This window comes from Chitinimonas koreensis (assembly GCF_014353015.1).
Lineage (GTDB): Bacteria > Pseudomonadota > Gammaproteobacteria > Burkholderiales > Chitinimonadaceae > Chitinimonas > Chitinimonas koreensis.
Window position 1 is genome coordinate 1,717,022 of the sequence record NZ_CP060704.1, and the last position, 26,454, is coordinate 1,743,475.

Genomic DNA, 26,454 nt, shown 5'->3' on the forward strand with positions numbered 1-26,454 from the left:
TTCCCCTTAGGCCACGCGCTGGCCGTCGGCGTAGAACATGGTCCGCTCGGGCGCGAGGTTCAGCCGCACGCGCTCGCCTTCCACCCGCTCGTGCTCGCCGAGCTTCACCTTGATCTGCTGGCCGGCCAGCCGCGCGGTCAGCAACTTGACCGTGCCGAGGTCTTCCAGCCTGACCACCTCGGCGTCGAGCGCCGCCATGTCGGTGCCGGCCACGCGGACGAACTCCGGCCGTACGCCAGCGTCAGCGGCTTGCCGACCTGGCCGAGCCGGGTGGCCAGCGCCGCGTCGATCGCCAGCGACTGCTCGCCGAGCCGGATCGACGCGCCGTTCAGTTCGCACGGCAGCAGGTTCATGCCCGGGCTGCCGATGAAGTGGCCGACGAAGGTATGCGCCGGCGTCTCGAACAGGTCCTGCGGCGTGCCCATCTGCACCACCTGGCCCTCGTACATCACCACCACCTGGTCGGCGAAGGTCAGCGCCTCGATCTGGTCGTGGGTCACGTAGATCAGCGACAGCCTGAGCTGCTGGTGGATCAGCTTGAGCTGGCGGCGCAGCAGCCACTTGACGTGCGGATCGATCACCGTCAGCGGCTCGTCGAACAGCACCGCCGCCACGTCCTTGCGCACCAGGCCGCGGCCCAGCGAGATGATCTGCTTCTCCTCGGCCGACAGGCCGGCGGCGCGGCGCTTGAGCTGGCCGGAGAGGTCGAGGATCTCGGCGATCTCCTGTACCCGGCTGCGCACCTCGGGCTCGGGCAGCTTGCGGTTGCGCAGCGGGAAGGCCAGGTTGTCGAACACCGTCATCGTGTCGTAGATGACCGGGAACTGGAAAACCTGGGCGATGTTGCGTTTCTCGGGCGGCAGCGCGGTCACGTCGCGGCCGTCGAACAGCACGCGGCCTTCGCTGGGGACCAGCAGGCCCGAGATGATGTTCAGCAGCGTGGTCTTGCCGCAGCCCGACGGGCCGAGCAGCGCGTAGGCGCCGCCGTCCTGCCAGGTCATGGTCTGCGGCTGCAGCGAGTAGCTCTCGTTGCCGGGGTAGCGGTGGCCGAGGCCGACCAGTTCGATCCTTGCCATGGTCGTCTCCTGTCAGGCCGGGTTGCGTTCGGGCGAGCCGGCCAGCCGGCCGTCGGCATCGAAGGCGAATACTTCGCGCGGGTCGATGTAGAGCTGCACCGTGCTGCCGGGCACCAGCTCGCGTACGCCGGGCAGTTGCGCCACCCAGTCGCTGCCGCCGTGGCGCGCGTGCAGATAGCTGTCCGAGCCGCTGATCTCGGCCAGCTCGACCTCGCAGTGCAGCGCCACGTCGTCGGGCGTGTTCGGCGCCAGCCGCAGGTGGCTGGGGCGGATGCCGAGCGTGTAGCCGCCGGCCGGCAGCCGGGCCAGGTGGCCGGCCAGCGGCAGCGCCAGGTCGGAGGCGAGGTGGACCTCGCGCGCCTCGCCGCGCACGGTGGCCGGGAACAGGTTCATCGGCGGATCGCTGAACACCTGCGCCACGCGGCGGGTGGCCGGGTGGTGGAACACCTCGAGCGTGGGCGCGAACTGCAGCAGCCGGCCCTCGTCGAGCACCGCGGTATGGCCGCCCAGCAGCAGCGCTTCCTGCGGCTCGGTGGTGGCGTAGACCACGGTGGTCTGGCCGCCGGTGAACAGTTCCTTCAATTCGGCGCGCAATTCCTCGCGCAGCTTGTAGTCGAGGTTGACCAGCGGCTCGTCGAGCAGCAGCAGCGGCGCGTTCTTGACCATCGCGCGCGCCATCGCGGTGCGCTGCTGCTGGCCGCCGGACAGCGCGCCGGGCAGGCGGTCGAGCAGGTGGGCGATATGCAGCTTCTCGGCGATCGCGCCGACGCGGGCGCGGATCTCGGCGTCGGACAGGCCGCCGGCCAGCCGCAGCGGCGAGGCGATGTTCTCGAACACCGTGAACGAGGGGTAATTGACGAACTGCTGGTAGACCATCGCCAGCTTGCGGCGCCGCACCGACACGCCGGTGACGTCGACGCCGTCGGCCAGCACGCGGCCCTGGCTCGGCCGGTCGAGGCCGGCCATCAGCCGCATCAGGGTGGTCTTGCCGGCCCGGGTCTGGCCGAGCAGCACGTTGATCTTGCCGGGTTGCAAGGTGAGGTCGAGCGGATGGATGTGCGTCTCCGCACCCACCAGCTTGCTCACCCCTTCGAGGTGTAGCTGCATGTGCTAGTCCAATGAAACAGAAGAATCGCACCCGCGCCGTGTCCTCCCGGCGGGTGCACGAAGGCGCGGGCCGCCACCCAGGCTGGACGCCTGGGCAAGGCTCGCAACGCGCGGGCGCGCGCCGGGAGGCCACGGCCCGGAGGGTGAGCGCCTGCCTGGGGCGCACTCGGCGTTGCCCATGCGCGCCGGGTGTTCAACCCGGCTGTGCTGGGCGCCTTGATTACGCCCCAAGCAGGCGCTCACGCGGGTGCGATTCTTCTGTTTCATTGGACTCGGTCTCCAGTCGCGTCGCCGTTCGTATGGTCGAACGGTCGCCGCGGTCTCCATCGGCCGCAGGGTCGGCGGCCGTCCTTCCGGGTGAGGCGTGCTGCGTCGATGCCGTAATGCTTACGCTTGCATTACAGGGTAATCGTTTTCGTTCGTTTCAGTAAGCTTTGCAACATTGTCTTGCAGCCAGGCCGCGATCCGCGTCGCCGCGTCGGCCGGCAGGTGCAGGCCGAGCTTGGACCGGCGCCACAGCACGTCGTCGGCGCGGCGGACGAATTCCTCGCGCACCAGGTAGCGCAGCTCGGCCTCGTACACGCCGGGCGCGATCTCGGCGCCGAGATCGGCCAGCGCGCCGGCCTCGCCGATCAGCCGGCCGGCGCGGCTGCCGTAGGTCCGCGCATACCGCCGCGCCAGCGCCGGCGGCAGCCAGGGCCAGCTCTGGCACAGGCCGGCGGCGAAGGCTTCGGCGTCGTTGCCCGGCAATTCGCCGCCGGGCAGCTTGGCGCGCTCGGTCCAGGCCCGCCGCCGTGGCCGATCAAGGCCTGCAGCCGGTCGGTGGCCTCCTCCGCCAGCTTGCGGAAGGTGGTGATCTTGCCGCCGAACACCGACAGCACCGGCGCGGACGACTGGTCGAGCACCAGCTCGTAGTCGCGCGTCACGCTGGCGGCGCTGGCCGACTCGTCGTCGAGCAGCGGCCGCACGCCCGAGTAGCTCCACACCACGTCGGCGACCGCCACCGGCCGCTTGAAGTAGCGGCTGGCCATCTCGCACAGGTAGGCGGTCTCGTCGGCGTCGATCGCCACCCGCGCCGGGTCGCCGTGGTACTCGACGTCGGTGGTGCCGATCAGGGTGTAATCGTCCTCGTAGGGATGGCGAAGATGATGCGCTTGTCGGGGTTCTGGAAAATATAGGCGTAAGGATGGTCGAACAGGCGCTTGACCACGATATGGCTGCCCTTGACCAGCCGCACCTGGCGGCGCGAGGCGACCTGGGCGATGCCGAGCAGCTCGCCGACCCAGGGGCCGGCCGCGTTGACCAGCAGGCGGCAGCCGACCTCGCGCTCCTTGCCCTGTTCGTCGCGCAGCGTCACGCGCCAGTCGCGCGGGCCGCGCCGGGCCGACACCACCGCGGTGCGGGTCAGCACGGTGGCGCCGCGTTCGCGCGCATCCATCGCGCACAGCGTGACCAGCCGGGCGTCCTGCACCCAGCCGTCGGAATAGATGAAGCCCTTGCGGAAATGGTCGCGCAGCGGCTCGCCGGTGGCGTGGCGGCGCAGGTTCACGCTGCGCGAGCCGGGCAGGATCTCGCGCCGGGCCAGGTGATCGTAGAGGAACATGCCGGCGCGGATCAGCCAGGCCGGCCGGAGATGGCTGTCGTGCGGCATCACGAAGCGCAGCGGCCACATGATGTGCGGCGCCGACTTGAGCAGCACCTCGCGCTCCTGCAGCGCCTTCCGCACCAGGCCGAACTCGTAGTACTCGAGGTAGCGCAGGCCGCCGTGGATCAGCTTGGTGCTGTTGGACGAGGTGTGCTGTGCCAGGTCGTCGCGCTCGCACAGCAGCACCGACAGGCCGCGGCCGGCCGCATCGCGGGCGATGCCGGCACCGTTGATGCCGCCGCCCACCACCAGTACGTCGTATTGAACAGCTTGCACGGCCTTCCTCCGCTGGAGCCGGCGCGATCTCGCCCGGCGTTGTTTCATGGCCGGCAAGATACGCCAAAAATTTCCTTTTGTGTGCGTTTGTGTTCGTTTTATTGCGATTTGAATGTTCGTTTTGCAGTGCATCAGATCGGATGCCGTATCTCGGAGGCGGCCGGGGCCGCTTGTCGGCGATGCGCGTGTTGCAGCTGCACATTGGCCTGGATTGCGACGGCGTGGCGTTGGCGGGCGGATTTCGGCGTCGCGCCGCGGCGCGATTAGTGTGCGAAAAGGAAAGGTGCTAAGTTTCGGCCGATCGTTTTTTCATCCGATCGTTTCCCTCATCAAGACAGGCGGAGGCCGCGCGTGAACCCGAGGCAGAGCGAACTCCTGGAACTGGTGCGCCAGCGCGGCTTCGTGTCGGTGGACGAGCTGGCGACCCATTTCGGCGTCACCATGCAGACCATCCGCCGCGACATCGCCCAGATGGACGAGGACAAGCTGGTGCAGCGCTACCATGGCGGCGTCGGCGTCCCGTCGAGCGTGCAGAACATCGCCTATCCGCAGCGCCAGGTGCTCAACAACGACGCCAAGCGCCGCATCGCCGCGCGGGTGGCGCAGGAGCTGCCGGACGGCAAGTCGCTGTTCATCAATATCGGCACCACCACCGAGGCGGTGGCCGAGGCGCTGCTGCACCACCGCGACCTGCACGTGGTCACCAACAACCTCAACGTGGCGATGACGCTGTCGGCCAATACCGACTGCGAAGTGATCGTGGCCGGCGGCGTGGTGCGCGCGCGCGACCGCGGCGTGGTCGGCGAGGCCACCATCGACTTCATCCGCCAGTTCCGCGTCGACATCGGCATCATCGGCATCTCCAGCATCGAGCCCGACGGCAGCCTGCGCGATTTCGACTACAAGGAGGTCAAGGTGGCGCAGACCATCATCGAGCAGTCGCGCCAGGTCTGGCTGGTGGCCGACCACACCAAGTTCGACCGCGAGGCGATGGTGCGGCTGGGCCACCTGGGCCAGATCGACTGCCTGTTCACCGATGCCTCCCGCCGGCCCACCTGGCCGCCGCGCTGCGCGAGGCGGGCACGCAGGTGTTCGTGGCCGAGGCCGCGACGGCGTAGCGCGGCACCCGGCCGGCCGGGGCGGGAACCCGGGCGCGGCTTCGCCTACCTAAACCTGCATCCCCAGGCAGATCCCGCCGGCGGGACCGATTCCCACGAGGCTTCCGCATGAATCCGATCTCCGTGCCGCAGGGCAGAGCGATGGGCCGCGCCCTGGTGCTGGTCGCCGCGGCGGCCGGCCTGTGGCTGCTCGCCGCGCCGGCCGGCGCCGCCGAGCGCGGCGACCGGCCGCAGATCGATCCGGTGCGCCTGCTCGATCGCCTCGGCTGGGGCGCGACCTCGTCGGACATGCGGCAGATCGCCCAGCTGGGCGTCGATCGCTACATCGAGGCACAGCTGCATCCCAAGCCGGCGACCCTGCCTGGACCGGTCGAGCGCCAGTTGGCGGCCATGACGCTGAGCCAGCGGCCGCTGGCCGAGCTGGTGCCGGAGCTCGAGCGGCAGCGCAAGACGGTGCAGGCCATGACCATGAGCGCCGACAAGGACGTCGCCACCGCGGCCTACCAGAAGGCGGCCACCGCGATCTACCGCGAGTTCGCCAGCCGGATGCTGCTGCGCAGCCTGTATTCGCCCAACCAGCTGCAGGAGCAGATGGCCTGGTTCTGGGCCAACCACTTCTCGGTGTTCCAGGGCAAGAGCGGGGTGATGCTGGGCGACTACGTCGACGCGGCGATCCGGCCGCGTGCGCTGGGGCGTTTCCGCGATCTGCTCGGCGCCACGCTGCGCCATCCCGCCATGTTGCGCTACCTCGACAACGAGCAGAACGTGGCTGGCCGCATCAACGAGAACTACGCGCGCGAGCTGCTCGAGCTGCATACCCTGGGCGTCGACGGCGGCTACAGCCAGCAGGACGTGCAGGAGCTGGCCCGCGTGCTGACCGGGGTCGGCATCAACCTGACCGCGGACGCGCCCAAGCTCAAGCCGGAACTCCAATCGCAGTATCTGCGCGACGGCTTGTTCGAATTCAATCCGGCGCGGCACGACTACGGCGACAAGGTGCTGCTCGGCCAGCCCCTGCGCGGCCGCGGCCTGGCCGAGGTGGACGAGGCGCTGGACCGGCTCGCCCGGCATCCGGCCACCGCGCGCTTCGTCTGCCGCAAGATGGCGCGCTATTTCCTCGCCGGCGATCCGTCGCCAGCGCTGGTCGAGCAGATGGCCGCCACCTTCCTGCGTAGCGACGGCCAGGTCGCGGACACCCTGCGCGTGCTGTTCCGCTCGTCCGAGTTCGCGCGTTCGCTCGGCAAGCAGTTCAAGGATCCGGTCCACTACGTGATCTCGGCGGTACGGCTGGCCTACGACGGCAGGCCCATCCTGAACACCGACCCGATGATCCAGTGGCTGATCCGCATGGGGCAGCCCTTGCACGGCCGGCAGACGCCGGACGGCTATCCGCTGTACGAATCGGCCTGGACCAGCCCGGGGCAGATGACCACCCGCTTCGAGATCGCCAGCGCGATCGGCAACGGCCGTGCCGGCCTGTTCCGCGGCGAGGCGGACCAGGGCGCGGAAGCGTCGGCCGTGCCGCAGCTTTCGGATTCGCTCTATTTCGAACGCATGCGCGGCCATCTGGGCGAGGCGACCCGCAAGGCGCTGGAGCAGGCGGGCTCGCCGCAGGAATGGAACGTGTTCCTGCTGTCCTCGCCCGAGTTCATGGACCGCTAGGAGGGGATCATGCCGACCAACCGGCGCCAATTCATCCGATCGCTGGCGGCCTTGCCGCTGCTGGCGGGGCCGGTGCGCCTGCTGGCCGCGCCGGCCGGCGGCAGCGCGCGTTTCGTGCTGGTCTTCCTGCGCGGCGGCTACGATGCGGCCAGCCTGCTGATCCCCTACCACAGCAGCGACTACTACGAGGCGCGTCCCACCCTCGCCCTGGCCCGGCCGGGCAGCGACCTGCAGGCCGCGCTGCCGGTCGATGGCGACTGGGCGCTGAACCCGGTGCTGCGCGAAAGCCTGTACCCGCTGTTCCAGCGCCGCCAGCTGGCCTTCGTCCCGTTCGCGGGGACCGACGACCTATCCCGCAGCCATTTCGAGACCCAGCAGTCGATCGAGCTGGGCCTGGCGGCCGGCGGTGCGCGCGACTATCGCTCGGGCTTCCTCAATCGCCTGGCCGGCGTGCTGGGCGGCCAGGGCGCGATCGCCTTCACCGACCAGTTGCCGCTGGTCATGAGCGGGCCGGCTGCGGTGCCCAACGTCGCGCTGCGCCAGGTCGCCAAGCCGGGCCTGAGCGTGCGGCAGAGCCAGATCATCGCTGGCATGTATCGCGGGAGCCGGTTGGCCGGCCAGGTCAGCGAGGGCTTCGGCATGCGCGACGAGGTGCTCAAGGCCTTCGCCGAGGAGATGGAGTCGTCCAGCCGCAATGCCGTGAGCGCACGCGGGTTCGAACTGGAAGCGCGGCGTATCGGCAAGTTGATGCGCGAGCGCTACCGCCTCGGTTTCGTCGATGTCGGCGGTTGGGACACCCATGTGAGCCAGGGCGGCAACGGCGGCTACCTGGCGTCGCGCTTCGACGAACTCGGCCGCGGCCTGGCGGCCTTCGCCGACGAGATGGGCAAGGCCTGGGACGACACGGTGGTGGTGGTGGTCAGCGAATTCGGCCGCACCTTCAGGGAGAACGGCAGCCGCGGTACCGATCATGGCCACGGCACGGTCTTCTGGGTGCTGGGCGGCAGCGTCGCCGGCGGCCGCGTCGCGGGAGAGCAGGTCGAGGTCCGCCGCTCGACGCTGCTGCAGGATCGCGACTTCCCGGTGCTCAACGACTATCGGCAGGTGCTCGGCGGATTGTTCCAGCGGCAATTCGGCCTGTCGGCCGAGCAATTGACCAAGGTCTTTCCCGGCGCGCGGTCCGTCGATCTCGAGCTGCTCTGAATCCGGCCTGCAGCCGTCGTGCCGTGGCTGGGTCGATCGCGCGGGCAGCCTGCGGTGGCGTGTCGCGCGGGCAGATTCCGCGGCGGATGCCGGCACGAAAAAAGGGGGCGTCCGCCCCCTTTGCATTCGCTACCGCCGCTGCGGACGGGGCGGCCTAGTGCCGCGTGTCGCCCGGCCCGGCCGTCGAATCGGTGGCGAACAGCTGCGCCACGTCGACCGCGTCGAAGCGGTAGTGCTGGTTGCAGAAGTCGCAGTTGATGTCGATGCCGCCGCGCTCGGCCACGATCGAGTCGGCTTCCTCCCGGCCCAGCATCTTCAGCATGTTGCCGACGCGCTCGCGGGTGCAGCGGCAGCCGAAGTGCGGATGCTCCTCGGCCATCACCCGCACGCTTTCCTGGTGGAACAGGCGGTAGAGCAGCTCTTCGGGCTGCAGGGTGCTCAGCTCGGCCGGCGTCAGCGTCTCGGCCAGCGTGGTCAGGTGCTCCCAGCCGTGCGGGTCGCCGTGGCCGGCCGGCAGCTTCTGCAGCATCATGCCGGCCGCCACGCCGTTGTCGCTGGACAGCCACAGCCGGGTGTCGAGCTGCTCCGAGCTCTGCATGTAGTGCTCGATGATGGCCGCCACGCTGGCGCCGGCCAGGCCGACGATGCCCTGGTAGCTCTGGCCGCCGTCGCGCGGATCGAGCGTGATGACGAACTTGCCGTCGCCGAGCAGCTCGGCCAGCGGCAGGTCGGGCAGGTCGCCGGCTTCCTCGTCCCAGCGCGCGGTGGCGCGCATGGTCAGGTCGGCTTCGCACTCGATCACCACCAGCTTGAGCCGGCCCTTGCCGTGCAGCTGCATGATCAGCGAGCCGTCGAACTTCAGCATCGCGCTCATCAGCGCCGAGGCGGCCAGCAGTTCACCGATCAGCTTCTGCAGCACTGGCGGGTAGTCGCGCCGCGCGAGCACCTGGCGCCAGGTGTCGCCCAGCCGGACCACTTCGCCGCGGACCGGGGCGGCGTCGAACAGGAAGCGTTGCAGGGTATCTTGGGTCATGTCGCGGGAAATCCTGGTGGTTCGGGTTGGGCGTCAGCCGGCCCTGGCCAGCTCGACGACGTGCAGCGTCAGCGGCAGCGAGGAGCTGACATCGAATTCGCAGCCGGTCTCGACGCCGATGCGGGCGATGGCGGCCGCGTCGAGTTCGGGCCGGTCGTAGACCGCCGCCATCGCGCCGACGGCGAAGTCGCGGCCGGAGCCGATCGCCCAGAAGTGGCGGTATTCGTAGACCTCGCGCATCGAGTAGACGCCGAAGATGCCGTGCGCATTGGCGATCAGCACCGTCATCTGGCTCGATTCGTACGGGTCGTCCTCTTCTTCCTCGGTCTTGAGGAAGAAGTCTTCCTTGAGCTTGGGATGCAGCTTGCGGAACGACTCGAAGATGGTGGCGCGGCTGGAGAAATCCAGTGTCCGCGTCTTGTGCAGCACCGACTGCAGCACCAGGTCGTGGGCGGCGGCGCCGCAGATGCCGAAGAAGCTGTCGTGCGAGGCGAAGATCTTTTCCGGCCGCGCATCGTGGCGGTGGCCGAGGCGGGTGTCGCCGAAGGTCGATTGGGTATCGGCGGCGATGGCGATCTGATTGCCTTTGCGCACCGCGACGAGTGTGGTCATGTCAGCCTTGTTGTTGTTCGGATTGGGTCTGGGCCAGCAGGCCGGCCAGGGCATGGACGACCGACTGGCGGCGCACGGCGGCGCGGTCGCCGGCGAAATGGCGGGTCTCGCTGCGGCTGCCGGCCGGGCCGGCCCAGGCGAAGCAGACCGTGCCGACCGGCTTGCCCGGCACCGCGCCGCCGGGGCCGGCGATGCCCGATACCGCCACGGCCAGATCGGCCTCGGCCGCCGCGCGGGCGCCCTCGGCCATCGCCCGCGCGACCGGCTCGCTGACGGCGCCGTGGGCGGCCAGCAGCCCGGCCGGCACGCCGACCAGCTTCTGCTTGGCGGCGTTGGAGTAGGTGACGAAGGCCTGGTCGAACCAGCCGGACGAACCGGCGATCTCGGTGATCGCGTGGGCGATGCCGCCGCCGGTGCAGCTCTCGGCGCTGGTCACGCGCCAGCCGCGTGCTTGCAGCGCCGTGCCGAGCAGCCGGGCGAGGTCGATGGGATCGGGGGCGGACATGCTCGGCGGGAGATCAGTGAGCATTCTGCGGGCGAAGCGAGGCTCCCTCTGGCCCGCCCCGCAAAGTCTCCGACTTTGCGGGGGCCCCTGGGTGGCGAGGGCGGGGGGAGTAGGAATGAATCAGGAGCGAGCCCGCGTTTGAGCACGCACCGATCGTAAGCGCCCGGCCTTGCCGGGCGGCTGCGCTGCCGGTCACGATGGGTTCGCTCGGAGGAAGTGCTCGCGGTAGTACTTGAGCTCGTTGATCGATTCGTAGATGTCGGCCAGCGCCTCGTGCTTGCCGGCCTTGACCAGGCCCTTGGCAATGTCGGGCCGCCAGCGCTTGCACAGCTCCTTGATCGTCGAGACGTCGAGGTTGCGGTAATGGAACCAGTCCTCGAGCTCGGGCATCCAGCGCGCCATGAAGCGGCGGTCCTGATGGATGGTGTTGCCGCACATCGGCGAGGCGCCCTTGGGGACGTGCAGTGCCAGGAAATCGAGCAGCGTGCGGCTGGCGGCCGCTTCGTCGATCGTCGAGGCGCGCACCTTGTCGACCAGGCCCGACTTGCCGTGGGTGTTGCGGTTCCAGTCGTCCATCGCGTCGAGCACCGCGTCGGGCTGGTGCACCACCAGCACAGGGCCTTCGGCCACGGTGTCGAGGTTGGCGTCGGTGATCACCACGGCGAGTTCGATGATGCGTTCGCGCTCGGGGTCCAGGCCGGTCATTTCCATGTCGAGCCAGATGAGCCGGTTTTGGTCTTGTGCCATACTCTGCCGCCGTCTTTCTGCCCGCGCGTCTTCGGATGCCGCCGGGCGTCGATATTAAAAGCGCTCCATTTTCGCATACCCCGGCATGACCGCCCACGCCTTCAGTCTCGTCTTCCTGGCCTTTCTCCTGTTCTCCACCGGCCTGCAGCTCTGGCTCAAGACCCGGCACCTGCGCCACGTGCTGGCCCACCGCGCCGCGGTACCGGCCGATTTCGCCAGCCAGATCGATCTCGCCGCCCATCAGAAGGCCGCCGACTACACCGCCGCCAAGGTGCGCTTCGCCCGCCTGGCGATCGGCTGGGACGCGCTCCTGCTGGCCGGCTTCACGCTCGGCGGCGTGCTGGGCCTGTTCGACCAGCTCGCGCGCGGCTGGCTCGGCTCGGGCATCGGCGCCGGCCTGGCGCTGATCGCGCTGCTGACCGTCGCCAACGGCATCCTGACGTTGCCGTTCTCGCTGTATTCGACCTTCGTGCTCGAGGCGCGCTTCGGCTTCAACAAGGTCACGCCGCTGCTGTTCGTGGTCGACCTGGTCAAGTCGACGGTGCTCGGCGCCTTGCTCGGCCTGCCGCTGGTGGCGCTGGTGCTGTGGCTGATGGAGGCGGCCGGCGCGCTGTGGTGGCTGTACGCCTGGGCCGCCTGGGTGGTCTTCGGCCTCGCGGTGATGGCGATCTACCCGACCTTCATCGCGCCGCTGTTCAACAAGTTCACCCCGCTGGCCGACGCGGCGCTGAAGGACCGCATCGACGCGCTGCTGCGCAAGTGCGGCTTCGCCTCCAACGGCGTGTTCGTGATGGACGGCAGCAAGCGCAGCAGTCACGGCAACGCCTACTTCACCGGCTTCGGCCGGACCAAGCGCATCGTGTTCTTCGACACCCTGGTCGAGCGCCTCGAACCGCTCGAGGTCGAGGCGGTGCTGGCGCACGAGCTCGGCCATTACAAGCGCCGCCACATCGTCAAGCGCATGGCGACGATGTATGCGCTCGGCCTCGCCACGCTGGCGCTGCTCGGCCTGCTCAAGGATTCGGACTGGTTCTACGCTGGCCTCGGCGTGGCCGCGCCGTCGACCGCGGCGGCGCTGCTGCTGTTCTTCCTGGCGCTGCCGGTGTTCACCTTCCCGTTCGCCTGGCTGGCCAGCCGCGGCTCGCGCAAGCACGAGTACGAGGCCGATGCCTACGCCGCCGAAGTCAGCGACGGCGCGGCGCTGGTGTCCGGCCTGGTCAAGCTCTACCGCGACAATGCCTCGACGCTGACGCCCGATCCGTTGCATTCGCTGTTCTACGATTCCCATCCGCCGGCCGCGCTGCGCATCGCCGCGTTGCGGCGCGCCGCCGCCTGAACCCCGCCGGCCGCGCCTGCGGCCGGCATCGCCATATAGGAGCAATGCCATGAGTCTCGCCCAGGAACGCTGCCAGGCCGTGGTGCCCAACCTGACCGAGGACGAGCGCCGCGCGCTCTTGGCCGAGGTGTCGGGCTGGGCCATCGAGGCCGGCAAGCTGCGCAAGACCTTCCGCTTCGCCAACTATTACGAGACGCTGGCCTTCGTGAACGCCTCGGCCTGGATCTCGCACCGCGAGGACCATCACCCCGAGCTGCACGTCACCTACAACAGCGTGGCCGTGGCCTACGACACCCATTCCTGCAACGGCATCAGCCGCAACGATTTCGTCTGCGCCGCCCAGCTCGACGCGCTGGTCTGATGGTCGATACCGCGCGCATCGTCCAGTCGCACGGCAAGGCCTTCATCGTCGACGTCGGCGGCCGCCGCTATACCGCCAGCGCGCGCAAGAAGAAGACCGACTTCGCGGTCGGCGACCGGGTCGAGGTCGGCCTGCTCAACGACGAGCAGGCGGTGATCGAGCGCGCCTTGCCGCGAGTGAGCCTGCTCTACCGTTCCGACCTGTTCCGCGAGAAGCTGATCGCCGCCAACGTCACCCAGATCGCGGTGGTGCTGGCGGCCGTGCCGAGCTTCTACGAGGAGCTGCTGAGCCGTTGCCTGGTGGCGGCCGAGGACGCCGACATCCGCGCGCTGATCGTGCTCAACAAGGCCGACCTGGCCGAGACCGCCGCGGCCCGCCGGCAGCTCGAGCCGTATCGCGCGCTCGGCTACCCGATGGTCGAGCTGTCGGCGCGCGAGGATGTCGGCCCGCTGTGGCCGCACCTGGAAGACCAGGTCACCGTCTTCGTCGGCCAGAGCGGCATGGGCAAGTCGACGCTGGTCAACGCGCTGGTGCCGGCCGCCAATGCGCGTACCAACGAGATTTCCGAGGCGCTCGATTCGGGCAAGCACACCACCACCCACGCCACGCTCTACCCCTTGGCCAACGGCGGCGAGCTGATCGATTCGCCGGGCCTGCAGGAATTCGGCCTGCGTCACCTGCCGGCCGACCGGCTGGCGCCGCTGTTCCCGGAATTCCGCCGCTACATCGGCCAGTGCCGCTTCCACAATTGCCGCCACGACCGCGAACCGGGCTGCGCGCTGATCGCAGCGCTCGAAGGCGGCGAGATTCTGCCGCAGCGGCTGCAACTGTTGCGCAAGCTGCGTGCGGAGTGCGACGCGCGGGCGCCTTGAGCCTTGCTACGGTGTGCCGGATCGCCCTTGGCGGCGGCCGCCGCGGAAAAAAGATCGCAAAAACAGACTTCTAATCCGGCCCGGCCGGCGTTAGAATGTGGGCCCTTTTTCCCATTAACCTATCACTTACGAAAGTAGGACTGATATTCATGCCTAGCGTACGCGTCAAAGAAAACGAGCCGTTTGAGGTAGCCATGCGCCGCTTCAAGCGGGCGGTGGAAAAAACCGGCCTGCTCACCGAACTCCGTGCTCGCGAGTTCTACGAGAAGCCGACCACCGAACGCAAGCGCAAGCTGGCCGCTGCCGTGAAGCGCCATTACAAGCGCATCCGCAGCCAGCAACTGCCGAAAAAGTACTACTAAGCAGCTGCGTTTTCTGCGTACCCACGCGCCCAAGGCCGCCGGTCTATACTGGCGGCCTTGTGTTTTTCGACCGTCCCAACTCTTCAGGGCAAGCTCATGAGCCTCAAGCAACGCATCACCGACGACATGAAAACCGCCATGCGCCAGAAGGAGACTGCCCGCCTGGGCACCATCCGCCTCTTGCTGGCCGCCATGAAGCAGAAGGAAGTCGACGAACGCATCGAATTGAGCGACGAGCAGATCGTCGCCATCATCGACAAGATGCAGAAGCAGCGCCGCGATTCGATCGGCCAGTACGAGGCCGCCGGTCGGCAGGACCTGGCCGACGTCGAGAAAGCCGAGATGGCGGTGCTGGAAGGCTATATGCCGCAGCAGGCCGACGAGGCCGAGATCGCTGCGACCGTCGAAGCCGCGGTGGCGGCCCATGGCGCCACGGTGGCCGCGATGGGCAAGATCATGGCCGAGGTGAAGGCCAAGCTGGCCGGCCGTGCCGACCTGAGCAAGGTATCCGCGCTGGTCAAGGCGCGCCTGCAGTAAAGGATTGCCGCAGCGGCCGCCCCGGTCGCCGCGTCCACGATGGCCCGTATTCCCGACGAATTCGTCCAGGACCTGCTCAATCGCCTCGACATCGTCGAGGTGGTCGAGCGCTATCTGCCGCTCAAGAAGGCGGGGCAGAACTACGCTGCCTGCTGCCCCTTCCACAAGGAAAAATCGCCGTCCTTCACGGTGAGCCCGACCAAGCAGTTCTACCACTGCTTCGGCTGCGGCGCGCACGGCTCGGCCATCGGCTTCGTGATGGAATATGAGGGTATGGGCTTCATCGACACGGTCGAGAAGCTGGCCGAGTCGATCGGCATGCAGGTGCCGCGCAGCGAGGGCCGCGCCGACGACGCGCCGCGCCGGCAGCAGCAGACCAGCCTGGTCGAGCTCAATACCCGGGCGATGCATTTCTACCGCGAGCAGCTCAAGCAGAGCCCGCGCGCGATCGATTACCTCAAGCGGCGCGGCCTGACCGGCCAGATCGCCGCGCGCTTCGGCCTCGGCTATGCGCCGGGCGACTGGCATCCGCTGGCCGCCTGCTTCAGCGACTACGCCACCAATCCGCAGCTCAACGAAGTCGGCCTGGTGATCGACCACGCCGACAGCGGCCGCCGCTACGACCGCTTCCGCGACCGCGTGCTGTTCCCGATCCTCGACGGCAAGGGCCAGGTGATCGGCTTCGGCGGCCGGGTGATCGACCAGGGCGAGCCGAAGTACCTGAATTCGCCGGAAACCCCGCTGTTCCAGAAGGGGCTCGAGCTCTACGGCCTGCCGCAGGCGCGCCAGGCGATCCGCGCCAAGAACCGGGTGCTGGTGGTCGAGGGCTACATGGACGTGGTCGCGCTGGCCCAGCACGGCGTCGAGTACGCGGTGGCCACGCTCGGCACCGCCTGCACGCCCGAGCATGTGAAAAAGCTGATGCGGCTGGCCGACCAGGTGGTGTTCAGCTTCGACGGCGACCGCGCCGGCCGCAAGGCGGCCTGGCGTGCGCTGGAGAACAGCCTGGCGCTGGCCAGCGACGGCAAGACGCTGAGCTTCCTGTTCCTGCCGGCCGAGCATGACCCGGACAGCTATATCCGCGAATTCGGCCACGAGGCCTTCGAGGCGCTGATCGACCGCGACGCGCTCGGCCTGGTGGCGTTCCTCGCGCGCGAGCTGGCCGCCCAGGTCGATCTCGCCAGCGACGAGGGCAAGGCGCGCTTCCTGCACTTGGCCCGGCCGCTGGTCGAGCAGATCCGGGCGCCGGCGCTCGGCGTGCTGGTGCGCAAGAAGCTGGCCGAGCTGGCCGGCCTCGAGATGGCCGAGGCGGTGCAACTGCTCGGCGGTGCGATGCCGGCGCCGGCGGCGCCCTATGAGGTTCCGCAGCCGTCGCGTCAAGGCGAGGGTTGGTCGGGCAAGGGAAAGGGCGGCGGAGGAGGCTGGAAGAAGACCGGCGGCAAGTGGAGCAAGCGCGACGAGTTGCCGCCGATCACCACGCCGCGGCCGAATGCCGACCTGGGCCGCGAGCTCTTGCAAATCCTGATGATCGCCCCCAGGTTTGCCTTGGAGCTGCCCCAGTTCGAACTGACGTCCGAGGCATTGAGCCCGAGCCTGCGCGCGGTGCTGCGGGTGGTCGACTACGTGCACGGGTTGGACCAGCCGCCGGCGTCCGGCCACCTGCTCGAGGCGATGCGCGGCGATGAGGTCTACCCCTTGCTGGCCGAGGCGATGACCAAGGGCGAATTCGCCTATGGCCACGGCGACCCGGAGGCCCTGGCCGAAACCTGGCGCGGCGCGCTCGAGCGGGTACTGCTGCAGCTCGAAAGGCCGCGCGTGAAGCGCCGGCTGAGCGAGCTCGAGGCCAAGGGCTTCGGCAACCTGAGCCCGGCCGAGAAGGACGAATACGGCCGGCTTTCGCTGCTCGGCCGCGCGATATAAACCCGGCAGCGCGCCCCGTCGGCAACTAGACTGAAATCGCGGCGCCGGAACGGCGGCCCGGCGCGGCAGTCCAAGCGCTGGACCCCGGCGCAAACGCAGGCCGATGGCGAAGTGACTGTTTTGAGAGCGGATTACGTCGAAGAGACGGTAATCCGTGATACTATCCCACGTTTCCCCGTACCCAGATCCGAGATATCACCGATGGCGGCAGATCAAGAACTCGACAAGTCCGAAGCCAAGCGTGACGCGGAATCGCGTCTCGACAGCGAGGCGCGCAAGGCACGCTTCAAGAACCTGATCGTGCTCGGCAAAGAGCGTGGCTACCTGACCTACGCCGAGATCAACGATCACCTGCCGGAAGACATGCTCGACGCCGAACAGATCGAAGGCGTCATCAGCATGATCACCAATATGGGCATCCAGGTCTACGACGAGGCGCCCGATGCCGAATCGTTGCTGATGTCCGACGCCACGCCGGCCGCGGTGGCCGACGACGACGTCGCCGAAGAGGCCGAGGCCGCGCTGTCGACGGTGGATTCCGAATTCGGCCGCACCACCGATCCGGTGCGGATGTACATGCGCGAGATGGGACGGTCGAGCTCCTGACCCGCGAGGGCGAGATCGAGATCGCCAAGCGCATCGAGGACGGCCTCAAGCACATGATCCAGGCGATCACCGCCTGCCCGACCACGGTCGGCGACATCCTTGGCATGGTCGACAAGGCCCTGGCCGACGAGATCCGCATCGACGAGGTGGTCGACGATTTCATCGATCCGAACGCGGTCGAGGAAGAGGCCGCCGCGCCGGCGGCGCCCGAGCTGACCGATGCCGAAGGCGAAGAGGACGTGCCGATCGAGGGCGCCGAAGAGGAAGACGAAGACGGCGACGGCAGCGCCGCCGCGGCCGCCAACCTCGAAGAGCTCAAGAACAAGGCGCGCGAGCACTTCGCCGTCATCCGCGACATCTACGACCGCATGCTCAAGGCGCTGGCCAAGCACGGCCCGCACGCCAAGCAGTACACCCAGCTGCAGGAAGAGCTGTCGGCCGAGTTCCTGAAGATCCGCTTCTCGGCCCGCCAGGTCGAGAACCTGTGCGACAGCCTGCGCAACATGGTCGACGAGATCCGCGGCTTCGAGCGCGAGATCATGGACATCTGCGTGCAGAAGGTGAAGATGCCGCGCGAGCACTTCATCAAGGTGTTCCCCGGCAACGAGGACAACCCGGACTGGGTGAAGAACGAAATCGGTTCGGGCAAGAGCTACGCCGCCATCCTCGAGCGCTACCAGCACGCGGTGATGGAGAAGCAGTCCAAGCTGGCCGAGCTGCAGCAGCGCGCCATGCTGCCGATCAAGGACCTGAAGGAGATCAACCGCCAGATGTCGACCGGCGAGGCCAAGGCCCGCCGCGCCAAGCGCGAGATGATCGAGGCCAACCTGCGTCTGGTGATCTCGATCGCCAAGAAGTACACCAATCGCGGCCTGCAGTTCCTCGACCTGATCCAGGAAGGCAACATCGGCCTGATGAAGGCGGTGGACAAGTTCGAATACCGCCGCGGCTACAAGTTCTCGACCTACGCGACCTGGTGGATCCGCCAGGCCATCACGCGCTCGATCGCCGACCAGGCGCGCACCATCCGCATCCCGGTGCACATGATCGAGACGATCAACAAGATGAACCGCATCTCGCGGCAGATCCTGCAGGAAACCGGCATCGAGCCGGATCCGGCCACGCTGGCCGCCCGCATGGACATGCCCGAGGACAAGATCCGCAAGATCCTCAAGATCGCCAAGGAGCCGATCTCGATGGAGACGCCGATCGGCGACGACGACGATTCGCACCTGGGCGATTTCATCGAGGACCAGAACAACCTGGCCCCGGTGGATGCGGCGGTGTACGCCAGCCTGCGCGACGCGACCCGCGACGTGCTCGACACGCTGACGCCGCGCGAAGCCAAGGTGCTGCGCATGCGCTTCGGCATCGAGATGAATACCGACCACACGCTGGAAGAGGTCGGCAAGCAGTTCGACGTGACGCGTGAGCGGATCCGCCAGATCGAAGCCAAGGCGCTGCGCAAGCTGCGCCACCCGACGCGGTCCGAGCGGCTCAAGAGCTTCCTCGACAGCCTGGCGAGCGAGGGCGGCTGACCGGTTCTGGGCCTTTAGCTCAGTCGGTTAGAGCAGGGGACTCATAATCCCTTGGTCCCGGGTTCGAGCCCCGGAGGGCCCACCAAGCAGGACGGGGCTTGCAGCGATGCAAGCCCCTTTTGTTTTGCACCGCAATTCTTGGCTTGCTCCGCAATCCGCCTGAATTGACGGCATGACGCGCCGTACGTCTTCTTCCCCGACGCTCCAGCTGGGCCACGCCTCCTATTCTTCGACCGGTTTCGAAATACTGAAGACCGACTCTGTACTCCGCGCCGGGTGATCTACCCGCTGCGCGTCCTTCACCGCACTGCCGAGCCTAGTCGCAAGGCGGGCAGTTTTTACTGTCCGCCGCGTCAACATTGCAACGAGCTCGGCCTTGGCGCGACTCGCGCCACCGACGCGCAGGCATCGCTTCGCAGGCGTTGCCCACGGCATCGCGGCCCGGCAGAGCCGCCCTCTGTGCACGCATGCTCGATCACCTCGCTGCCGAATCCTCCGCTGCGATCGCCACCGGCAGCCCGCCTTGGTCACGCCGGCACCGGCCGGTGCCTCGCCTGGCCCGACAGGAGCCTCGTCCTTTCCCGATCTCGTCGCGGCGATCATCGTGCCGCGCCGCCGCTGGCATGCGACCTGCTATTCCTGCTCCAGTCGCGGCATCAACCCCATGAACAGGAGCAAACGACATGGCCAAGCCTGGATACGATCCGCAGCAGCTCGAAGAACTGCTGCTGCAAGCCCTGCAGACCGAACTCGGCGGCATCGAGGTCTACACCGCCGCGGTGTCGGTCGCGATCAACGAGGACCTGCGCAAGGAATGGACCGGCTACCTCGAGGAGACCCACACCCACCGCGATGTCCTGCTGAACGTGTTCGAGGAGCTGGGCCTCGATCCCGAGAAGACGACGCCGGGCCGCATGGTCGTGAAGCATCACGGCGAATCGCTGGTGCAGGCGATCATGATGGCGAAGCAGGACGGCACGCCCGAGGCGGCGCAACTGGTCGCCGGGGAGTGCGTCGTGCTGGCCGAGACCAAGGATCACCAGAACTGGTCGCTGATCGGCCTCCTGGTGGAAAAGTCGAGCGGCGAGGCGCTCAAGGTGCTCAAGCGTGCCTACGAGGCGGTGGAGGCCGACGAGGACCATCACCTGTTCCACACCAAGGGCTGGACGCGCGAGCTGTGGATCGAGTCGCTCGGCCTGCCCGCCGTGCTGCCGCCGCCCGAAGAGATCAAGCACGTCGAGACGGCGATCGGCGCGGCGCGCGCGGAACAGGCGCGCGACTCGATGATGTAGTCGCCGGCCGCCCGCCTGCTTCGGTCGCACATGGCCCCGTGGATTCGTCGTCCATGGGGCCGTTCATTGGGCGCCCTTGCAGCTTCGCTCCGGGCGAGCCCGCTCTGCCCGGCGGGCATGACGGCTGTTCAAGCCGGTGCTGGTGGGCGCCTCCACCGCCGAGGCCACCGGCAGCCGCGACCTGCCGTGGTATCCGGCCGGCCTGCCGATCTCGCAGCCGCTGCACTTCGGCGACTACGGCGGCAAGCCGATGCAGCCCATCTGGGCGCTGCTGGAGCTGACCGCCGTCGTCGTGCTCGGCAGCGGGCCGTACCTGTGGCTGGCCAAGCGCAGGCAGGCCGCCGACGCGTCGGCGGCATTGCCCTGCCGGCTGTCGGCCGGTGAGCCGCCGCCGCTGGCCTCGGCCATTCGCCTGCCGATCCGGCGGCCGCCTAGGCGAAGCGGAAGTGGTTGATCTCCGCCTGCAGTTGCTGCGTCATCTGACCCAGCGTATTGGCGGTCTGGTTCATCGCCGCCGCCGCCGCGGTGTTCTCCTCGCTGATCTGCGCCACCTTCTCGACCTGGCGGGCGATCTGCTGGGTGCCGGCCTTATGCTCGTGCAGCGCCTCGGCGATGCTGGCGACCGCCTGCTCGCTGGCGTCGGCGCCGCGGGTGATGGCGGCGATCGAGGCGCCGGCGCGGTTGGCCATGTCGGCGCACTCGTGGGCGTAGTTGACCGTCACCGAGATCGCCTGCACCGCCTCGTTGCTGTTGCCGCCGATCCGGCTGGCCATCTGCTGGATGTCCATCGTCGCGCTGGCGGTGCGCTCGGCCAGCTTGCGCACCTCGTCGGCCACCACCGCGAAGCCGCGACCCTGCTCGCCGGCGCGCGCCGCTTCGATCGCGGCGTTGAGCGCCAGGAGGTTGGTCTGGTCGGCCACGTCCTTGATCACGCCGACCACCGAGCTGATGCGCTGCGCTTCCTGGCCCAGCGTGTTGACCTTGCCGGCCGCCTCGGCGACCGCGGTGTCGATGGCCTGCATATGGTCGATCGTCGCCTGGATCTGGCCGGCGCCGGCGATCGCCTCGCGCTTGCTGCTGCTGCCCAGCTCGTGCGCCTCCTGGGCGTTGTCGGCGACGTGGGCGATGCTGACCGTCACCTGCTCCACCGCGGCCGCCATGGCGCTGGTCGCCTCCGAGCCGGCGTTGGAGGCCTGGGCGACCTGCTGGGTGGTGGTCGCCAGGTGCCCGGCCTCGCGGTTGACGGTGTCGACCGCGCCGGCCACCGTGCGCACCAGCGACTGCATGTGGTCGGTCAGGGTGTTGTAGGCGCGCGCGATGCTGTCGATCTCGTCGTTGCCGCTGACCGGCACCCGCAGCGTCAGGTCGCGCTGGTCGCGCGCCTGCCGCAGCGTGGCGCGCAGGATGGAAATCTTGCGGTTCATGCCGATCACCAGCCAGGCCGACAGGCCGCTGCCGAAGCCGATCGCCAGCAGCAGCGTGATCCAGGTCGTGGTGCGGGTGTGGGCGTAGTCGTCCTGCGCTGCCAGGTAGTTGCGCTTGGCCTCGCGCAACTGCAGCTCCACCAGCGCCGAGATGCGGCCGGACACCGGGTCGATCGCCGGGTACAGCGCGGTGCGGGCGAAGTTGTCGAGGCCCGCCGCATCGCCGCTGGCGAGCAGCTGCTCGAGCTTGGCCACGGCCGTGTCGGCCACCCGCATGGTGGTCTCGGTCTCCTGCACCAGCTTCTTCTCCTCCTCGGTCAGCTCGGTGCCGGTATAGGCCTGCCATTGCTCCTTGATGCGCCGGCCGGCCTCGGCCACCGCGCGGCCGGCGTCGGCGGCGCTCAGGGTCTGGTGGTTGGCCTTGTGGGTGGTGTCGACGATGTTGACGGCGTACATGTCGGCGACCACCTTGAGCTGGTTCAGCGGCACCACGCGGTCGTTGTAGGTGGTGGCGAAGTGGTCGTTGGTGCTGGCCAGCCGGGCCAGGTTGTTGATGCCGAGGAACAGCAGCAGGGCCAGCAGGACGGTGACGAGGATCAGCAGTTTGGTGCGCAGGCTCATTTGTTCTTGCTCCAACGACGTTCCGATAGCGGTGCGATGCCGGGGGGACCGATATATAAATGCCCGGTGGCTTCAAACATAGCTCACATGGGGGATGACTGCGCATGCGGCCGGCGGTACCACCGTCAAGCCGTACCGCCGGTCGGCCGCACGCAGATCGTCCGGGTCTGCCCGACCGGCCCGGATGTGATATTCCTTTTAGATGGGCGTGCTGCCCGGTCCTGCGGCCCCTGCGCCCGCTCGCCGGCCGGGCCGAAACGGCCGGCGGGCGGGCGCAGGGCAATATATATTTCGATGAAGGGGCAGTAGTGCGATCTCGCAAGCAGGCATCCATCGGTTCGTCCGGGGAGTGGCGAAGTGAGTGAAATCTATCTTCTGTACGTCGAGGACGACCCCACCGCTTCGGAACTGGTGCAGCACGCGCTGCGCGGCGAGGGCGTGCAGGCGCAGCTGGCGCGTAGCGGCGAGGACGGCATCGTGGCGCTGGCCAATGCCCAGTTCGACCTGGTGATCACCGACTACCGGCTGCCGCGCTGTTCCGGCCTCGACGTGGTGCGCGCGGCGGCCGCGGCCGGCGTGCCGGTCATCATGCTGTCGGGCTCGGACGACCTGGGCGTGGTGGTGCAGGCGATCCGGCTCGGCGCCAGCGACTACCTGATCAAGGACGACCGCAACGCCTATCTCGACCTCCTGCCCACCGTGGTGCGGCGGGTGCTCGGCATCCAGCGGCTGGAGCGCGAGAAGCAGGCGGTCGAGGCCGCGCTCGAGGCCGAGCGGCACTGGTCGCGGCTGGCGATCGACCGCATCCACCAGGGCGTGTCGGTGTTCGACGCCGAACTGCGGCTGCAGCTGTGCAACCGCCAGTTCCTCGCCTATTGCGGCTATCCGGCCGAGCTGGGCCAGCGCGGCACGCCGCTCGAGGCGCTGCTGCGCTTCAATGCGCTGCGCGGCGACTACGGCGAGACGGTCGGCGAGGCCGATATCCGGCGCCGGCTGGCGCGCGCGCTCGGCGCCGACAGCTTCCGCTACGAGCGGCGCTCGGGCGACGCGATGATCCAGATCTGCCGCGAGCCGCTGGCCACCGGCGGCTTCGTGGTCACCTACACCGACATCACCGAGCACTGGCACGCCGAGCAGCGCGCGCGCCACCAGGCCTACCACGATGCGCTGACCGGCCTGCCCAACCGGGTGCTGTTCCACGAATTGCTGCAGCACGAGCTGGCCCATGCCCAGCGCTATGCCGGCGGGCTGGCCGTGCTGTTCATCGACCTGGACGGCTTCAAGCTGGTGAACGACGTGCACGGCCACCGCGCCGGCGACGCGGTACTGGTGGCGGTGGCGACGCGGCTGAGGCAGCACCTGCGCGCCTCCGACGTGGTGGCGCGGCGCAGCGGCGACGAATTCCTGGCCCTGCTCCCCGACGCGACCGAGCCGCAGGCCTGCGCGGTGGCCGCGGCGCTGATCGCGGCGCTGTCCTTGCCCTACGAGCTGGACGGCGGCCACGCCGGGGTGTCGGCCAGCATCGGCATCGCCCATTTCCCCGAGGCCGGCACCAACGAAGAGGCGCTGCTGCGCGCCGCCGACGAGGCGATGTACCGCGCCAAGGCGGCCGGCAAGGGCTGCTACCGCTCGACCACCGCCTTCGACGCGGCCAACCCGATGGTGACGACCGGTTCCTAGCGGCCCGCCGGCCGCGCCGCAGGTGGCATGCGCCTTGCAGGCATAGACGGAGCGGGAGGGCGCGGTGCCGTCCCGACCGGCCGCAAGGAGCGCCCCATGAATCCGTCCACCCCCCGATCCGACCCCGACCGCAGCGTACCGGCCGACGGCGATGCGGCCCGCCGCCACGACCTCGAACGGACCGACGCCTCGCCTGATTCGACCGGAGACATCGAGCAGGTGCGGCAGAAGCCGGCCCAGCGCAGCAGCATCGAGGAGTCGGATGTGCCGCCCGACGGCGATCCGCTGATCCACGACCAGAACAAGTACGTGTCCGATACGCCGTATCACCGTTGAGGCGCGGCCGTTCGACGCATGGCTGGAAGAGGCTGCAGGCCGGACTTCGGTCCGACCGCGGCCGTCGAGGCAGTGCGGCTGTTCGATGCGCGGCCGGAAGGGGTTGTAGGAGCGGCTTCAGCCGCGAATGGTGATCGCAGCCACGACGGCCATTCGCGGCTGAAGCCGCTCCTACGGGGCTTGGCGTCGTTGGCGCAGGTCGGACTTCAGTCCGACAGCGGTCCTAGTCCGTGGCTCTTCGGTAGATCAGCATGGGTGCATGGAATGTGCGTGGGGCGCTCAGCCCGGATCGCGCGCCAGCCGCAAGCCGCTGCACTGCCAGCGCGTGGCGGCCGGGAAGAAGTTGCGGTAGCCGGGCCGTGCATGGCCGGGCGGGGTGAAGACCGAGCTGCCGCGCAGCACCATCTGGTCGATCATGAACTTGCCGTTGTATTCGCCGACCGCGCCGGCGTCGGGCGGAAGCCCGGGTAGGGCAGGTAGGCGCTGGCGGTCCATTGCCAGGCCCGGCCGAACAACTGTAGCGGCGCCGGTTCTGCGCCGGCCGAGGCTAGGCGCGCCGCGTGTTCCCATTCCGCCTCGGTCGGCAGCCGCGCGCCGGCCCAGCGCGCATAGGCGTCGGCCTCGTAGTAGCTCAGGTGGCAGACCGGCCGGTCGGGCGGCAGCAGCTCGTCGCCGTGCAGCGTGAACAGCCGCCAGCCGCCGTGGCCCTCGGCCGGCTGCCAGTACAGCGGCGCCTGCCACTGGCCGCGCCGGCAGGCCTCCCAGCCATCCGACAGCCACAGCTCGGGCCGCGCATAGCCGCCGTCGCGCATGAACTCCAGGTACTCCGCGTTGCAGACCAGCCGCGAAGCCAGCGCATACGGCGCCAGCCAGCAGCGGTGGACCGGCCGTTCGTTGTCGAAGGAGAAATCGCTGCCCGGCCGCAACTGGCCGCCGTGGCCGATCTCGACCAGGCCGCCGGCGTAGTCAATGAACTCCAGCGGGCCGGCCGCCGGATCGGCCGCGGCCGGCGCCGGCCGGTAGGCCGGGTGCAGCGGATTGCGCCAGAAGTGATGCTTGAGGTCGGTCAGCATCAATTCCTGGTGCTGCTGCTCGTGCTGCAGGCCCAGCTCGATCAGCTCGCGCCAATCGGCGCCGGCCGCCGAGTCGAGCAGCGCCAGCACCCGCTGGTCGATCCAGCCGCGGTAGGCCAGCACCTCGTCCAGCGGCGGCCGCGACAGCATGCCGCGCTCGGGCCGCGGCATGCGCTCGCCGACGCCGACGTAGTAGGAGTTGAACAGCATGCGGTAGTCGGGCCGGAACGGCGCATGGTCGGCCAGCGCGCGCTCGAGCACGAAGGTCTCGAAGAACCAGCTGGTATGCGCCAGGTGCCACTTGAGCGGGCTGGCCTCGGGCATCGACTGCAGCAGGCAGTCCTCGGCGCTGAGCCCGTCGATCAGCGCCTCGCTGTGCCGGCGCACCGCCCGGTAGCGCTCGCTCGGCGAGGGCGGCCGGGCCGTATCCTGGTCGACGGCGTTCATGCGCCGGCCACGAATACGTTGAACCAGCCGCGGTCGTCGCTCCAGCGCCGGATGTCCGTGTAGCCGGCCTTTTCCAGCAGCGCCTCGAACTGCCCGGCGGCGTACTTGTAGGAATACTCGGTGACGATCACGTCGCCGCGCTCGAAGCGCCGGCTGCCGCCGCCGATGCGCACGGCGTGGTTCTCGTTCGCCACCAGGTGCATCTCGACCCGGCCCTCGGCTTCGTTGTACCAGGCGCGGTGATTGAAGCGGCCGGGCACGAAGTCGCTGCCCAGCTCGCGGTTGACCACCCGCAGCACGTTGCGGTTGAAGGCGGCGGTGACGCCGAGCGCGTCGTCGTAGGCCGCCTGCAGCACCTCGGGCGCCTTGGGCGCGTCGACGCCGATCAGCAGCCGGCCGTGCCGGCCCAGGTGGGCGCGGATGCCGCGCAGCAGCCGCTCGGCCTCGTCGGGCACGAAGTTGCCGATCGACGAGCCGGGGTAGAACACCGTCGGCGGCAGGCCGGCGTTGGAACGCAGCACGGTGTTCAGCTGCAGCGGCCGGTTGAAGTCGGTCACCACGCCGAGGCATTCGACCTCGGGGCAGCGCAGCTGGCCGGCCCGCAGCGTCTGCTCGAGCCAGGTCGGCGCGATGTCGACGCCGACGTAGCGCACCGCCTCCACCACCGGCAGCCAGGGCCAGGACTTGGCGCCGTCGCCGCAGCCGAGGTCGACCCACTGGCCGCCGCGCGGCAGGTGGCGGGCGATGTCGGCGCGGTGGGTGGCGAAGATCGCCTGCTCGGTGCGGGTCGGGTAGTACTCGTCGAGGTTGCAGATCGCCTGGTACAGCGCGCAGCCCTGCTCGTCGTAGAAGAACTTGGGCGAAATCTGCGGCGGCTGCGCCGCCAGCCCGGCCTCGAGGCCGCGCCGGCGCTCCTCGTCGGCCTCGATCGATTCGACCAGGATGCGCGAGCGCTGCAGCGCGGCGTGGGGGAGGGCGATGCGCTCGGTCGGGCGGGTCAGGGTCAGCATGGCGGTTCCAATCTTGATGTCGGCTGAAGCGGCGATTGCTAGGGCTTTGCTCGTT

General features: G+C 68.8%; 27 protein-coding genes, 1 tRNA gene and 1 pseudogene. 15 read left to right on the forward strand and 14 right to left on the reverse strand.

Annotation, left to right across the window (positions count from 1 at the left end; translation table 11 throughout):
• Positions 1-6: 6 nt before the first annotated feature.
• From H9L41_RS25605 to glpD, 6 genes are all read right to left on the reverse strand, one after another.
• The gene (locus H9L41_RS25605; RefSeq protein WP_308419616.1) at positions 7-213 is read right to left on the reverse strand and encodes a TOBE domain-containing protein; all 207 of its coding nucleotides are present in this window, start codon (positions 211-213) and stop codon (positions 7-9) included.
• The gene (locus H9L41_RS07475) at positions 138-1,076 is read right to left on the reverse strand and encodes an ABC transporter ATP-binding protein (RefSeq protein ID WP_308419617.1); all 939 of its coding nucleotides are present in this window, start codon (positions 1,074-1,076) and stop codon (positions 138-140) included. The genes H9L41_RS25605 and H9L41_RS07475 overlap by 76 nt, the downstream gene beginning before the upstream one ends.
• A 12-nt stretch (positions 1,077-1,088) precedes the next feature.
• Complete coding sequence (locus H9L41_RS07480; RefSeq protein WP_028446385.1) at positions 1,089-2,183, reverse strand: ABC transporter ATP-binding protein; 1,095 nt, start codon at positions 2,181-2,183, stop codon at positions 1,089-1,091.
• 387 nt (positions 2,184-2,570) lie between these two features.
• Entirely contained in the window at positions 2,571-2,933 is a 363-nt protein-coding gene (locus H9L41_RS25610; protein ID WP_308419618.1) for a glycerol-3-phosphate dehydrogenase C-terminal domain-containing protein, read from the reverse strand.
• The gene (locus H9L41_RS25615) at positions 2,816-3,253 is read right to left on the reverse strand and encodes a hypothetical protein (RefSeq protein ID WP_308419619.1); all 438 of its coding nucleotides are present in this window, start codon (positions 3,251-3,253) and stop codon (positions 2,816-2,818) included. Before H9L41_RS25615 ends, H9L41_RS25610 begins: the two co-directional genes overlap by 118 nt.
• 41 nt (positions 3,254-3,294) lie before the next feature.
• Positions 3,295-4,104: a glycerol-3-phosphate dehydrogenase gene (gene glpD / locus H9L41_RS25620; protein ID WP_308419620.1), complete on the reverse strand. Its 810-nt coding sequence runs from the start codon at positions 4,102-4,104 to the stop codon at positions 3,295-3,297.
• A 351-nt stretch (positions 4,105-4,455) separates the two neighbouring features.
• On the opposite strand from glpD, the gene H9L41_RS07490 reads away from it, so the two are divergent.
• Genes H9L41_RS07490 through H9L41_RS07500 form a run of 3 tightly spaced genes read left to right on the forward strand, consistent with a single transcriptional unit; the run spans position 4,456 to position 8,087 of the window.
• Entirely contained in the window at positions 4,456-5,334 is an 879-nt protein-coding gene (locus H9L41_RS07490; RefSeq protein ID WP_308419621.1) for a DeoR/GlpR family DNA-binding transcription regulator, read from the forward strand.
• On the forward strand, positions 5,331-6,884 hold the full coding sequence (locus tag H9L41_RS07495) for a DUF1800 domain-containing protein (RefSeq protein WP_028446387.1): 1,554 nt from the start codon (positions 5,331-5,333) through the stop codon (positions 6,882-6,884). The genes H9L41_RS07490 and H9L41_RS07495 overlap by 4 nt, the downstream gene beginning before the upstream one ends.
• A gap of 9 nt (positions 6,885-6,893) precedes the next feature.
• Complete coding sequence (locus H9L41_RS07500; protein ID WP_034607072.1) at positions 6,894-8,087, forward strand: DUF1501 domain-containing protein; 1,194 nt, start codon at positions 6,894-6,896, stop codon at positions 8,085-8,087.
• Positions 8,088-8,241: 154 nt separating this feature from the next.
• Here H9L41_RS07500 and hslO read toward each other — a convergent pair whose 3' ends face one another.
• From hslO to orn, 4 genes are all read right to left on the reverse strand, one after another.
• Entirely contained in the window at positions 8,242-9,120 is an 879-nt protein-coding gene (gene hslO / locus H9L41_RS07505) for an Hsp33 family molecular chaperone HslO (protein WP_028446389.1), read from the reverse strand.
• A 33-nt stretch (positions 9,121-9,153) separates the two neighbouring features.
• Positions 9,154-9,732 carry an MFS transporter gene (locus tag H9L41_RS07510; RefSeq protein WP_028446390.1) on the reverse strand — a complete coding sequence of 193 codons (579 nt, stop codon included), beginning with the start codon at positions 9,730-9,732 and terminating at the stop codon, positions 9,154-9,156.
• Between the two features lies 1 nt (position 9,733).
• Positions 9,734-10,219, reverse strand: a complete 486-nt coding sequence (locus H9L41_RS07515; protein ID WP_505625081.1) for a CinA family protein — start codon at positions 10,217-10,219, stop codon at positions 9,734-9,736.
• A 210-nt stretch (positions 10,220-10,429) separates the two neighbouring features.
• Positions 10,430-10,984 (reverse strand): oligoribonuclease, encoded by a 555-nt coding sequence (gene orn / locus H9L41_RS07520; RefSeq protein ID WP_028446392.1) that lies wholly within the window; start codon positions 10,982-10,984, stop codon positions 10,430-10,432.
• 85 nt (positions 10,985-11,069) lie between these two features.
• Between orn and H9L41_RS07525 the strand changes: the two genes are divergently transcribed.
• From H9L41_RS07525 to H9L41_RS07570, 10 genes and pseudogenes are all read left to right on the forward strand, one after another.
• Entirely contained in the window at positions 11,070-12,320 is a 1,251-nt protein-coding gene (locus H9L41_RS07525) for a M48 family metallopeptidase (protein ID WP_028446393.1), read from the forward strand.
• Between the two features lie 49 nt (positions 12,321-12,369).
• Entirely contained in the window at positions 12,370-12,681 is a 312-nt protein-coding gene (locus H9L41_RS07530) for a 4a-hydroxytetrahydrobiopterin dehydratase (RefSeq protein WP_028446394.1), read from the forward strand.
• Positions 12,681-13,553, forward strand: a complete 873-nt coding sequence (rsgA, locus tag H9L41_RS07535) for a ribosome small subunit-dependent GTPase A (RefSeq protein ID WP_034607074.1) — start codon at positions 12,681-12,683, stop codon at positions 13,551-13,553. The genes H9L41_RS07530 and rsgA overlap by 1 nt, the downstream gene beginning before the upstream one ends.
• A gap of 149 nt (positions 13,554-13,702) precedes the next feature.
• Positions 13,703-13,915 (forward strand): 30S ribosomal protein S21, encoded by a 213-nt coding sequence (rpsU, locus tag H9L41_RS07540; protein ID WP_028446396.1) that lies wholly within the window; start codon positions 13,703-13,705, stop codon positions 13,913-13,915.
• Positions 13,916-14,011: 96 nt separating this feature from the next.
• On the forward strand, positions 14,012-14,452 hold the full coding sequence (locus H9L41_RS07545; RefSeq protein ID WP_028446397.1) for a GatB/YqeY domain-containing protein: 441 nt from the start codon (positions 14,012-14,014) through the stop codon (positions 14,450-14,452).
• A 39-nt stretch (positions 14,453-14,491) separates the two neighbouring features.
• A complete protein-coding gene (dnaG, locus tag H9L41_RS07550; RefSeq protein WP_028446398.1) occupies positions 14,492-16,372 on the forward strand; it encodes a DNA primase in 1,881 nt (626 codons plus the stop codon).
• A gap of 201 nt (positions 16,373-16,573) precedes the next feature.
• Positions 16,574-18,516, forward strand: a pseudogene (gene rpoD, locus H9L41_RS07555) (RNA polymerase sigma factor RpoD).
• An 8-nt stretch (positions 18,517-18,524) separates the two neighbouring features.
• Positions 18,525-18,601, forward strand: a tRNA-Ile gene (locus tag H9L41_RS07560).
• A 598-nt stretch (positions 18,602-19,199) separates the two neighbouring features.
• Positions 19,200-19,808 (forward strand): hypothetical protein, encoded by a 609-nt coding sequence (locus H9L41_RS07565; RefSeq protein WP_028446400.1) that lies wholly within the window; start codon positions 19,200-19,202, stop codon positions 19,806-19,808.
• A 142-nt stretch (positions 19,809-19,950) separates the two neighbouring features.
• Positions 19,951-20,262 (forward strand): PepSY domain-containing protein, encoded by a 312-nt coding sequence (locus tag H9L41_RS07570; RefSeq protein ID WP_245589211.1) that lies wholly within the window; start codon positions 19,951-19,953, stop codon positions 20,260-20,262.
• Here the strand turns inward: H9L41_RS07570 and H9L41_RS07575 are convergent.
• Positions 20,240-21,853 carry a methyl-accepting chemotaxis protein gene (locus H9L41_RS07575; protein WP_028446402.1) on the reverse strand — a complete coding sequence of 538 codons (1,614 nt, stop codon included), beginning with the start codon at positions 21,851-21,853 and terminating at the stop codon, positions 20,240-20,242. The genes H9L41_RS07570 and H9L41_RS07575 overlap by 23 nt on opposite strands.
• A 357-nt stretch (positions 21,854-22,210) precedes the next feature.
• Between H9L41_RS07575 and H9L41_RS07580 the strand changes: the two genes are divergently transcribed.
• Both H9L41_RS07580 and H9L41_RS07585 read left to right on the forward strand, forming a co-directional pair.
• Entirely contained in the window at positions 22,211-23,533 is a 1,323-nt protein-coding gene (locus H9L41_RS07580) for a diguanylate cyclase (RefSeq protein WP_028446403.1), read from the forward strand.
• A 96-nt stretch (positions 23,534-23,629) separates the two neighbouring features.
• A complete protein-coding gene (locus H9L41_RS07585) occupies positions 23,630-23,869 on the forward strand; it encodes a hypothetical protein (protein WP_028446404.1) in 240 nt (79 codons plus the stop codon).
• A 279-nt stretch (positions 23,870-24,148) separates the two neighbouring features.
• Here H9L41_RS07585 and H9L41_RS25625 read toward each other — a convergent pair whose 3' ends face one another.
• The 3 genes from H9L41_RS25625 to egtD are packed head-to-tail and all read right to left on the reverse strand — an operon-like array spanning position 24,149 to position 26,399.
• Positions 24,149-24,286 carry a hypothetical protein gene (locus tag H9L41_RS25625; protein ID WP_308419622.1) on the reverse strand — a complete coding sequence of 46 codons (138 nt, stop codon included), beginning with the start codon at positions 24,284-24,286 and terminating at the stop codon, positions 24,149-24,151.
• A complete protein-coding gene (gene egtB, locus H9L41_RS07590; RefSeq protein ID WP_308419623.1) occupies positions 24,283-25,389 on the reverse strand; it encodes an ergothioneine biosynthesis protein EgtB in 1,107 nt (368 codons plus the stop codon). Before egtB ends, H9L41_RS25625 begins: the two co-directional genes overlap by 4 nt.
• Positions 25,386-26,399 (reverse strand): L-histidine N(alpha)-methyltransferase, encoded by a 1,014-nt coding sequence (egtD, locus tag H9L41_RS07595; RefSeq protein WP_051319040.1) that lies wholly within the window; start codon positions 26,397-26,399, stop codon positions 25,386-25,388. The genes egtB and egtD overlap by 4 nt, the downstream gene beginning before the upstream one ends.
• Positions 26,400-26,454: the final 55 nt, after the last annotated feature.